General features: G+C 44.1%; 11 protein-coding genes. 5 read left to right on the top strand and 6 right to left on the bottom strand.

All coding sequences use genetic code 11. From position 1 onward, the window contains the following. Nucleotides 1-1,718: bifunctional mannitol-1-phosphate dehydrogenase/phosphatase (gene mtlD, locus B4033_RS10375; RefSeq protein WP_286833702.1), on the bottom strand; the 1,718-nt coding region annotated here is incomplete at its 3' end. Between the two features lie 309 nt (nt 1,719-2,027). On the opposite strand from mtlD, the gene B4033_RS10370 reads away from it, so the two are divergent. The 5 genes from B4033_RS10370 to B4033_RS10350 all read left to right on the top strand — a co-directional run bounded on the left by B4033_RS10370 (nt 2,028) and on the right by B4033_RS10350 (nt 6,154). Continuing rightward, complete coding sequence (locus tag B4033_RS10370; RefSeq protein ID WP_286833700.1) at nt 2,028-2,972, top strand: ABC transporter permease; 945 nt, start codon at nt 2,028-2,030, stop codon at nt 2,970-2,972. Next, complete coding sequence (locus B4033_RS10365) at nt 2,972-3,853, top strand: ABC transporter ATP-binding protein (RefSeq protein WP_004809406.1); 882 nt, start codon at nt 2,972-2,974, stop codon at nt 3,851-3,853. Before B4033_RS10370 ends, B4033_RS10365 begins: the two co-directional genes overlap by 1 nt. Nucleotides 3,854-3,930: 77 nt before the next feature. Next, complete coding sequence (locus B4033_RS10360; RefSeq protein WP_286833696.1) at nt 3,931-4,938, top strand: isopenicillin N synthase family dioxygenase; 1,008 nt, start codon at nt 3,931-3,933, stop codon at nt 4,936-4,938. Continuing rightward, nucleotides 4,935-5,816, top strand: coding sequence for a hypothetical protein (locus tag B4033_RS10355; RefSeq protein WP_286833695.1), 882 nt, complete (start codon nt 4,935-4,937; stop codon nt 5,814-5,816). Before B4033_RS10360 ends, B4033_RS10355 begins: the two co-directional genes overlap by 4 nt. Before the next feature lie 8 nt (nt 5,817-5,824). Beyond that, nucleotides 5,825-6,154 (top strand): DMT family transporter, encoded by a 330-nt coding sequence (locus B4033_RS10350; protein ID WP_004280373.1) that lies wholly within the window; start codon nt 5,825-5,827, stop codon nt 6,152-6,154. An 88-nt stretch (nt 6,155-6,242) separates the two neighbouring features. Here B4033_RS10350 and B4033_RS10345 read toward each other — a convergent pair whose 3' ends face one another. From B4033_RS10345 to B4033_RS10325, 5 genes are all read right to left on the bottom strand, one after another. Further along, nucleotides 6,243-7,265, bottom strand: coding sequence for an ABC transporter substrate-binding protein (locus B4033_RS10345; RefSeq protein ID WP_286833694.1), 1,023 nt, complete (start codon nt 7,263-7,265; stop codon nt 6,243-6,245). Next, complete coding sequence (gene atzF, locus B4033_RS10340) at nt 7,262-9,070, bottom strand: allophanate hydrolase (RefSeq protein ID WP_286833692.1); 1,809 nt, start codon at nt 9,068-9,070, stop codon at nt 7,262-7,264. Before atzF ends, B4033_RS10345 begins: the two co-directional genes overlap by 4 nt. An 11-nt stretch (nt 9,071-9,081) precedes the next feature. Next, complete coding sequence (locus tag B4033_RS10335) at nt 9,082-9,525, bottom strand: CopG family ribbon-helix-helix protein (RefSeq protein WP_286833690.1); 444 nt, start codon at nt 9,523-9,525, stop codon at nt 9,082-9,084. Next, a complete protein-coding gene (locus B4033_RS10330; protein WP_004647016.1) occupies nt 9,518-9,649 on the bottom strand; it encodes a hypothetical protein in 132 nt (43 codons plus the stop codon). Before B4033_RS10330 ends, B4033_RS10335 begins: the two co-directional genes overlap by 8 nt. Nucleotides 9,650-10,136: 487 nt before the next feature. Then, nucleotides 10,137-10,355 (bottom strand): hypothetical protein, encoded by a 219-nt coding sequence (locus B4033_RS10325; RefSeq protein WP_005100244.1) that lies wholly within the window; start codon nt 10,353-10,355, stop codon nt 10,137-10,139. Nucleotides 10,356-10,753 lie beyond the last annotated feature (398 nt).

Here is a 10,753-nt window from a genome sequence, read left to right as displayed (position 1 = left end):
TGGTAACATAGACTATGCTTCACCTGAGCTAAGGACTGGTGCATAAATTTTCTGACTGCCTGATCTGACATGGCAATCCCAATAGTCGGATGTCCACGCAGGCTGGCATACCAGGCCATCATCGCATGTACGCCATTCCATAAGCGGTTTTTAATCAGCTGGATATTGGCAATATCATCCACCAGAATCATCTGCCGCATTTTCGCCAGTAAGGGACTGTTATTTTCTACATAAATCGGCATATCCGTTTCAGCATTAAACAGAATCAGATCCATCGACTGCAGGATATGACTCGGCTGGAAGTTACGGCGCAGGTCTTCTATATATAGACCTGCCTGATGTTCCTGCTCGGCATTCAATGCGGTTGAATCATCCAGATCAACGGTGGACAGATCTTCATCTAGCTGGTACTGCTTGAACATGTTGTATTTAATGCGCAACTGACGATACAGTTTCTGGTCTGATAGCTTGGACACCATACGGTTGACCACGGTGTCACAGAAGTAATGCTGATCCATAATCTTCTGTGCAGTCTGTTCATCGGTAATCCGTCGCAGACTGTTCAGAATCTGCTGTATCACCTTCTGTTTAGCACCGATTTTATTCAGGATAATGAGCACTGTCAGTGGCTGATCCCGCTGCTCATCAGCCAGATAACGTGCGTATAAACCTTGTGCAATGACCTCCGCTTCAGAAACCAGTGCTTCCTCTGGTACGCAAATGGCGACCAGACTGGATTCAATATACATGTTCTGCATCTGTTCCAGATCATGTGCATCAATCACGCTCATATTTTCAATACGTTGATCAAACGAATTCTGTCCATAGCGGATACAATAAGTACCAAAAGCATTGACGCTTGATTGATACAGCGGATTACGTGTCGAAGCAATTATTTTGCGCGGACGAGTGTATCCATCCCAGTGTGATAAGACCTGAGCCAGATAACCACCACCAATTGCACCAAAACCGTGTATCCCGACCGTCAACTGATTCAGTGTTTGCGGAAAAGCCGTCTGTAGTTCTGGCATGTCCAGAACGGGCACAAACTGGTTTAATTCCGTCAAGAAATCTTCGACCGTTTCATAATAATACTGGGCTTGTGCCAGCATCGACTCGTTCGGTGTTTTGATGTCTTTGAAAAGCACTGTCATACCACCTGCATCATAGGCAGAGCGCAGACCATTTTCAGAATCTTCAAACATCAGGCACTGGGCCGGACTTAAATTGATTTTTTCGGCTGCATTGATAAAAATTTCCGGATGAGGTTTCCCCTGTTTAATCTCATCGCCACAGACCAGTACATCAAAAAACTTATAGACATTGGCATTGATTAAATATTCTTCTGCGATCGCACGTCGGCTTGAGGTGGCTACCGCCATTTTCAGACCAGCTTTGCGCAGGCGTTCCAGCACTTGTAATAAACCTTTTTTAATCGGAACGCCGTACTGACGCACGTGCTCCAGTTCCAGCACATCAGCACGTTGACGAATCTCGGCATAAGGTACATCTTCTCCATAACGCTCTTTAGCCAATTGCTCTGCACTACGAGCACTAAGGCCCAAACACTGCATTAAATAACTTTCAGAAAATTCAATGCCAATCAGCTCATGTGAAGCTTGTTGCAAGGTTTGAAAGCGCAAGCGTTCGGTATCAAACATGGTTCCATCCATATCGAAAATTGCGCCGTGTACGATTTGATTTTTAAATTCTAGCATTGCTCCCCTTTTATAATTCAATGAGTTAAGAAGTGAGCAATACCTTAAAGAAAAACAAAACTGAATTAAACCAATGTAAAGATATGAAATAGTTTGGATTAAAAAATAACCAATAAAGACTGAAATGCTATGTTTTATGTTTTTATACGTAACCAGAAGGTTAATTTAAGTAAGTCAAAAACTTTATTTTTTAATGATTTTTGAATATCAGATTCTTTTATCAAATTGAAGATTTTAGTTAATCATGGCATCCATTTTGCTTAGTCAGTATTACGTTTTATAAAATTTGTAATATTGAGGGGCAACACTATGAGTTACGTTGCACGTGAACTCAGTCACAGAAATAAGTTACTGTTTGGCTTGGGGTCGTTTTTAATACCAATTCTCATCTGGTGTGCAGTCAGCTATTTGCCATTTATCTGGCATCCACAAGTCCAGATTACGGATTCAGGTAGTGTTGCCTATTTACAGGTGGATAGTCGTATTGATAAAAACCTGTTTTTTTCTGCTGCCCAGTCTGCGGTAGATCAGGGTCTGGCTCCGCCGCAAGGTATTCTGGTGAATCCGATTTATCTGCCTGCACCCCATGAAGTTGCCATTGCACTGGTCACGGCTTTTACCACAGAGCCTGCTCAGGCCAATGCGCCCTGGTTTCATGAAAGTCTGTGGCACAGTATCAAGCTGGTGTTTACTGCGTTCTTTATTTCTTCCCTGGTCGGTATTCCACTTGGCATTTTATGTGGATTCTCCAATAAAGTTTCCCAGCTGACTGAACCCTTTGTCGAATTTTTCCGTTACTTGCCTGCTCCAGCCTTTGGTGCACTGGCTGTCGCCATTCTTGGCATTAATGATGCACCCAAAATTGCCATCATTGTGATTGGAACTTTATTCCAGCAAATCCTGATTATTGCCAATACCACACGTCTGGTGGATCGCAGCCTGATTGAAGCCGGTTTTACCCTGGGCACCAATAAACTCAAAAGCCTGTTGCATGTCGTCATTCCAGCAGCCCTTCCGGAAATTTACCGTAATCTGCGCGTGCTGCTTGGCTGGGCATGGACTTACCTGATCGTAGCAGAACTGATTGGCAGTACCTCAGGAATTACCTGGTTCATTACCCAGCAAGCCCGCTATCAGAACTTTGATAATGTCTTTGCCGCGATCCTGATTATTGGAGGGATTGGCCTGCTTTGTGATGTGATTTTAATGAAACTGGGACAACGCTTATTTAAATGGAAACCGGGAGCCAACTGATGCAAAACACTGAATTTAATACCCGCGAATACTTTGACAAGATTTATAGCCGTCCGGTGATTCTGGAAGCGAAGCAACTGACACAAAAATTCAGTCATGGCAAAACCGAACGTACGGTTTTAAATGCCCTTGATCTCAAAATTCATAAGCGTGAATTTATCTGTGTGATTGGTCCTTCCGGTTGCGGCAAGTCAACCTTTAGCCGTGTCGTCGCCGGTCTGGATCCTTATAGTAGTGGTGAGATTCTGGTGGATGGACAGCCCATTACCGGCCCAAGTCCGGAGCGTGGCATGGTGTTCCAGGGCTATACCCTATTTCCATGGAAAACCGTCAAGGAAAATGTCATGTTTGGTCCGCGCATGAAAGGCCAAAGTAGTGCGGCGGCCGAAGCACAGGCACGCGAATGGATCAATATTATTGGTCTGGAAAAGTATGAAAACCAGTATCCGCATGAACTGTCGGGTGGGATGAAACAGCGTGTCGCGATTGCCCGGGCTTTGGTCAATGAGCCAAAAATCCTGCTGATGGATGAACCGTTTGGGGCACTCGATCCTCATACCCGACAAAAAATGCAACGCCACTTGATGGATCTTTGGCAAAACATCGACATTACCATTATTTTTGTGACCCACGATATGGATGAAGCGATTTTACTGGCCGACCGTATTGTTGCACTGAAAGCCAATCCGGGTGAAATCAAGGAAATTATTGAAGTTGATCTACCTCGTCCACGCCATCCAGACGTCATGCTTAGTCCTGAATTTAAACAGTTAAGACAACGTGTCGATTATCTGGTGCATGCTGAAGAAGATGAACTGGATCCGGCACTGGCAGAATTGCCGGTCATTCCGCGTATGACCAAGGTCAGCAGCAATAAATAATCTTATCCAAAATACCTTTGGGACGACCCGAAGGTTTTAATCGCTGTGTTGGACGACCAACATTAGAGGTGATTGCCATGCAAGCGCAATATGTACTCCCACTGGTTGATATTTCAAAATTGCAAAGTCCGGATTTAGCCGATCGTATTGAAGTAGCAAATGCTCTGGATCAGGCCTGTAAAGAAGTCGGATTTCTTTATCTGCAAGGCGACCAGTTTAATTTTGACTACGCCAATGCCCTGATTGAAATGGCCCAGTCCTATTTTGCACAGGATCTGGACACCAAAATGCGGCACTATATTGGCAAATCAAAAAACCATAGCGGCTATGTGCCGATTGGTGAAGAACAGTTTGCCGGCAACAGTTATGACTTAAAAGAAGCCTATGATGTCAATTATGATTATCAGGGGGTAAGAAAAGACTGTCCTTTACTGGGGCCAACCTTATGGCCAGACCATCCGGATTTCAAGTCTATTGTCAGCCAATACTATAGTCATCTGCGTGAAATCAGCCAGCAGATTTTTTCTGCCTTTGCACTGGCATTGGGCGTTCGCGAGGACTTTTTCGCAAGCAAAATTACTGATGCACCAAGTCAGCTACGCTTGATTCATTATCCCTATAATCCGGAAGTGAAAGATGCCGAAGGCATTGGCGCACATACCGATTACGAATGCTTTACCCTGCTGTTACCCACCGCACCCGGCTTACAGGTTTTGAATAAAGCCGGTGAATGGATCGACATTCCACTGATTGAAAATACACTGGTGATGAATATCGGTGACATGATGGAAATTCTGTCAAATGGTAAATATCTCGCCACCAAGCACCGCGTGAAAAAGGTCTCGGAAGAACGTTATTCATTCCCGCTGTTTTGCGCCTGCAATTATGACACCGTGATTGAACCGGTTATTCACACTGAAAATTCCAAATATTCTGCCCTGATCGGGGGTGAGCACCTGTTTAATCAGACCGCCCAGACCTTTCAATATTTAAAACAGCGCGTTGCTAGCGGTGAACTGATCTTAAAAAATGCTGTACCACTTTCCTCTTTTGGACTTGAAGAACAGACGGAGACAGCATTATGAATCTGTTTGAAGTGATCAAGACTTTAAAGCCCACCATCCCTCAGCCAGAGATTATTCCGGGCTTTTTATATGGTGCTTTCCGGCGTAAAAGCATCAGTTTTTATAATGGCCTGACCGATGAAAACACCATTGTGTACTGGTTTCAGTCGCGCAGTTTTACCATTGATCTGCGTCTAAAAAGCCAGACCGGAACAGCTGTTCAGGAACGCCAAGGCTGGATTGGCAATACGCTTTGGGATAGCGCCAGCCAGCTATTGTCCTGGGAAGTGAAAGACTACGCCAATTACCAGAATCATGTGCAATGGCCGGAACCAGCCAAGCTACATGCGATTGGCAACTGCATTCTGGAATTTTCTCCAAGTAATGTCTATGTCGAAGACTGGCGCCAGCAGATACAACACGGTTTATTTTTAGGCCTGCGTCTTCAGTCTGCGCTTGATATTCAATCTGGTCAGACACTGGAAATGGATGGTGGTCTGATTATTTGTGCTGATCATATTGCCTATGCCCTGACGCGTTTGCCTGAAGTGCAAAGTGCAGTCGCTCAAATGGACTTGAAAGCTGTCGATCCGACCGTGTTTGCCTTGGTGGAAAGTTTTGAAGTTTCTATCGGGGCTGATGGTCAAGCTAAAACTTACAGCACCCGCAGCAGTGAGACAGGTAAAGCCTTTAACCTAGAAAATTTTGAAGTTCTCGATGAGACCCGTCTGGTTCAGCATGTCATTTTAGATGGTCGCGACATTGACCTGATTTTTGAGCTGGATATATACCAGCCGGATTACCAATTTCAATATGCGACCCCCACGACTACACAAGCTGAAAGCTGGCTGAAGTCAGAACAGGATCACCTGATGCAGCATGCAGAACGGGTGTTATAGGGAGAAATATGTCTTTTTTATATCTTTCGATTGCCATCATTGCAGAAGTCATTGCAACTTCTGCATTGAAAGCTTCCAATGGTTTTAGCGTGCTCTGGCCTTCACTTGCCACCATTGCCGGTTATGCCGTTGCCCTGTTTTTCCTTTCACTGACCATGAAAACCATTCCAATGGGCATTGCCTATGCAATCTGGTCTGGTGCTGGCATTATCCTGATTTCAACAGTTGGTCTCTTGGTGTTTAAACAGCAACTGGATCTTCCTGCGCTGATCGGTCTGGCGTTTATGATCATTGGCATTATTTTTATCAATGTCTTTTCCAAAAGTACGCAGCTTTAATTTTTTGATATTCATCTGATAGTAAAAAATCCCCAATCTGGGGATTTTTTATGGGTTTAGATTACATTCCCGAATGAGGAGATATGCTCTATTTGAGTTCTTGTACTAATGTGGGAACAATAACGCCATCCACGTTCATTTCAGTCGTATAAATGCCGTTGGCCACATTGAACTTGTTCACATGATAGCTGGAACCATAGATCGAGTCGAAACCATCACCTTTGGTAAAGACTTTCTTGTTGGCGGCCAGATCAAGTAAATGCGTACCATCAATGAACTGCATATAGGTCTTCGCATCGACCCCGACACGTTTAGACATGATCTGTGCAGCATCTTCACGAGTCGCCGGATCATTGATGTATTTGACGGTTTTATCCCAGACCTGAATCACCTTTTTCCATTGCTCTTTATTGGCTTCCAGATGAGTCGGATTCACGGTCAAGGTGTCGTAGATTAATCCCGGCTTGTCTTTAGAGGTGAAAATAATCTTGGAACCGGCCACCGCAGATAGTGCCTGATTTGCCACTGGCTGCCATACTGCAATCGCATCAATATCGGCAGTGGCAAATACCTGTGGCAATTCATTGGTCATGGTATTAACCAGTTTGACCTCATTCAGGCCAACTTTGGCATCATCCAGTGCAGTGGACAGTAACAAGTGATCGACCAGACCTTTTTCAGTCGCAACTGTTTTACCGCGCAGATCCTGAATCGAATTAATGCCATTCTTGGCAATAATGACGTCATTTCCGGCAGAATAATCAGTCGCCATGATCATTACGCCCTTGGTCCCGCCAGAGCCAGTGACCAGATTATCACCATTAGTCACCAGTACAGCATCCAGCTGATTCGCTGCGAATGCAGAGAGTGAAGCAGAATAGTCAAACCATTTAAAATCGGCATTAACTTCGGCATCTTCCAGCCAGCCTTTTTCAATCGCCACTTGCCAGGCCACAAATCCCGGCCAGTCACTATAACCAATCCGGATGGGCTGAGTATTCACACTCCCTGCTGCCTTGGCATTTGGTTCAGGTACTTTAGCGGTATTGTCACAGCCACTAAAAAGGATTGCAGACAGTACGGAAACGGACATCAGTGCTTTTTTGATCATTTTGCGACTTCCCCTATGCATTCACATTTAAATTTGGTATTTGAAAGTTGTTTAGATTTCATAAATTCGCGCCAGCCACCGAAATGACTGATATCTGTAGCATCTTCAAGTGCATAGCCTTCACAGATAAAGCCTTTGACCCATGTGCCATCAATCAGCTGGACATTACCGATCCCCAAAGGTGCCGGAACTTCTGCAACAATGTCCCCGAACAGTGCACGCGGAATGTCCCAGACTTCGACTTCAATTGAACAACCTTTCGCGTTGTATTGCAGGCCAGGTTTTGGCGGTGTGGTATTTTTTAAAGCGTACAGTTTGTAATGCGAAGCAGTCCGGGTCTGCTTGATCAGGGTGCCACCGCGTGTGGTCAGCTGAAAATTCAGCGGCATTCCGCTTAGATGTGCACCGACGACAGCCAGTTTGACACTGTGACCTGATGAGATTTCAGTTGTTTTTTCATATGGGCGTTCAGAGGTGCCTAGCTTCAATTGGCTTGCCTGCTGCCATTTTTGCCCGAATTTGGCCAGTGCTTCATCCATCCAAGCTGGCGCAATAAAGGTCACGCCCGTTGGCAAACCATCGGCACGAATGCTATTGGGTAGCGCCAAAGCCGACAGATCAGCAAAATTGACAAAATTGGTATAAGCGCCCATGTGGCTGTTTTTTACTAGAGGATCGGCTTCTACTTCTGCAATGCGATAAATGGTGGGTGCCGTAGGCACCATCAAGGCATCATAATCTGCCAGTGTATTTTGAATAACGCGGCTCAGGCGGGCGCGTTCATATTCATCTTGCATGGCATCGACCGCACTGAACCGGTCTGCCTGCGCAATAATCTGGCCAATTACCGGATGGGTGTGCTCACGTTGTACCATTTTTTCCACGGCACTGGTACGTTCAGCTACCCAAGAGCGGTTGTAAAGTGCAGTCGCCAGTTGTTGAAATGGAGTAAAATCAATCGGCTCAACTCTATAACCCAAGCTTTGTGCACGTGTGATCGCCAGCTGGAATGCTTTTTCAGTTTCAGCATCACCATAAAATTCCAGTGTATCCGGAATGGCAATTTTTCCTTTTGAAAATTGGCTCGGTACATTTTGAGGATGCATTCTGGAATACTCATCGCTGGCATCATAGCCCTGCATGACTTGCGCCACCTGCCAGGCATCATCCACCGTTAAGGCAAAAATCGAAATCACATCGATGGTGCGGCAAGCCGGAATCAGGCCTGTAGTCGAGAACCAGCCTTTGGTCGGTTTGAGTCCGACAATGTTATTGTGTCCTGCAGGTACACGTCCTGAACCTGCAGTATCTGTACCCAGTGAAAATGGTACTAATCCATTGGCTACCACCACGCTGGAACCTGAGCTCGAACCGCCACTGATATATTCAGGATTAAAGCTGTTCTTCACTGCGCCGTATGGGGAGCGCACCCCAACCAGACCTGTCGCAAACTGATCCAGATTGGTTTTACCCACGACGATTGCACCGGCAGCTTTTAATTTGGCTACTGCTGTTGCATCGGAAGTCGCCAGATAAGCTGCTTCTTTACAAGCCGCTGTGGTATAGAACCCTGCAACATCAATATTGTCCTTGACCGCAAATGGCACCCCATAAAGTGGCAAGCTTGCACTATCTGCACCAGTCAATGCATCAATTTGTGCCTGTAATTGTGCGGCTGTCGCAATTGATATCCAGGCATGATCGTCATTATTCAACCCGGCAACATACTCAATCAGGTCACTAAGCTGGATATTGTTATTCTGGTAGGCGTGTTGCCAGTCCTGTACAGTCCATAAGTTGTGCACAGCTGTTCTCCTTAAGTGTGTTCGGTATTTTGTGGAATAGGCGGCATGACGGCATCCATCAGTTCGAGATGCCCTTTAATCACGCCTTTCAGTGCAATAAATTGTTCGCTAATTTCTTTCAGGTCACTGCTCGCGCCCTGCATCAGCATGACTTGCAGGATTTTTTCATCATCCAGCTGGATATGCAGTGAATTGATCACTTGTGCCAGATACTGCTGTTGCAGATCGACCAGTTGACTGCGCAGCGGTTTCAGACTGACGTCATAGAGCAAGGTAAGTGTGCCAACCATGACTTCATCGCGAACCACCAGATCATCAATCAGGTGGCGGTTAATCATGTCGACTATGGCCTGCGAGCGGCTTTCATAGTGCTGCTCGACAATTTTTTGATCCATTGCATGTAGCGTGGTTTCTGGCACGGTAATACTGATCCGTGCCAATTTTTGTTTAGGCACGATGTTGATCCTTGGGTTGGTATTGGGAAGACTGTTTAATGTGAAAGCCTGCGCGTACGCTGAGCAGCTCAACCAGAAAGTGAAGCCATGGATGCATTTTTTTATTTGATGTCGGATTGTTCATGTGCATCTCCTGTGGATATTACAAAACCAGAATTTCGTATTACTTAGGAAAATGCAGAAAGCGTGCCAGTTTGTGCTTATTGGAAGGTGATAAATAAAATTGGGTAAAAAGTCGAAAAAAAGCCCCATAACAGTGAGATGGGGCTTGTTCTAAAGCAAAAGTAAGTTTTGTATTTCACCGGTTTATTCCATTTTGATGATCATGTCCTCGCTATTCTTTTTATACATGAATGGTTAACCGATGTTTGTGATTATGAGTGATCAAGTGTATTGCTCTCCTCTATTTATAGTTGTATATAAATAAATGCATAAAGCATGCCACAATATAAAAATAGAATAGGTTTAAGGAGAATGCGTGGGAAATTAATTACATACGAAAAAAGAGGCAAAACAAGAATAATTTATTTTTTAAGTATGCCTAAAAAATAGGCCATTTTGCACCATTGGAGTTCAGGAGCGCATCAAAGTGTGGCTAATCTAAACAAACTTTATGAAGTGTGGTTTTTGTGAACTCGAGCTCGTAGTTCATTTAGACTAATTTTTACGGTTTCTTCAGTTTGCACTTCTTCGGCAATTTTTAATAATTGACGATCTTCTTGAACAAGATTATTTAAAATTTCATTTGCCTTTTCTAAAATTCGTTTTTGACTTTCAAGGCTACGCTTTCCTAAAAGTTCTTGTAAATTCTTTTGCCATATTCCATTCATTCCTGAAAATTCCTGTTTTGATTTTAACAAGTAAATTATTCAGCTGATGTAATTTTAAGAATGATATTGTTTCGATAAAACCATTAGTGACCATTTCCATTGGGTTCTTTTTTAAGGTCTGAAAAGCTTGCGACAAAGCGTGAGTGGATAATATTGTTTATCTTGGCGATGTCCTAGACATATAAAAAATATATAAATAATAACCAATTAAAAGGTCTTTTAAAAGACCTGTTAATTAGTCTTAAAAACACAATAGTTTATTCAGATACAAATAGCTTTAAATCTACATTATTGGAGCTAGCTTGATTAAACCAAGTATCTAAAAGCTGATACGCTTGCACAGACTCTGGAGATGGAGTCTTTCCTTTTTGAAATTGATTGACAAAATGCTTTTTAGA

The organism is Acinetobacter sp. UBA3132 (assembly GCF_002364825.1).
Taxonomy (GTDB): Bacteria; Pseudomonadota; Gammaproteobacteria; order Pseudomonadales; family Moraxellaceae; genus Acinetobacter; species Acinetobacter schindleri.
Note: the sequence above shows the minus strand (reverse complement) of the source record. Positions and strands in the feature narration are given on the sequence as shown.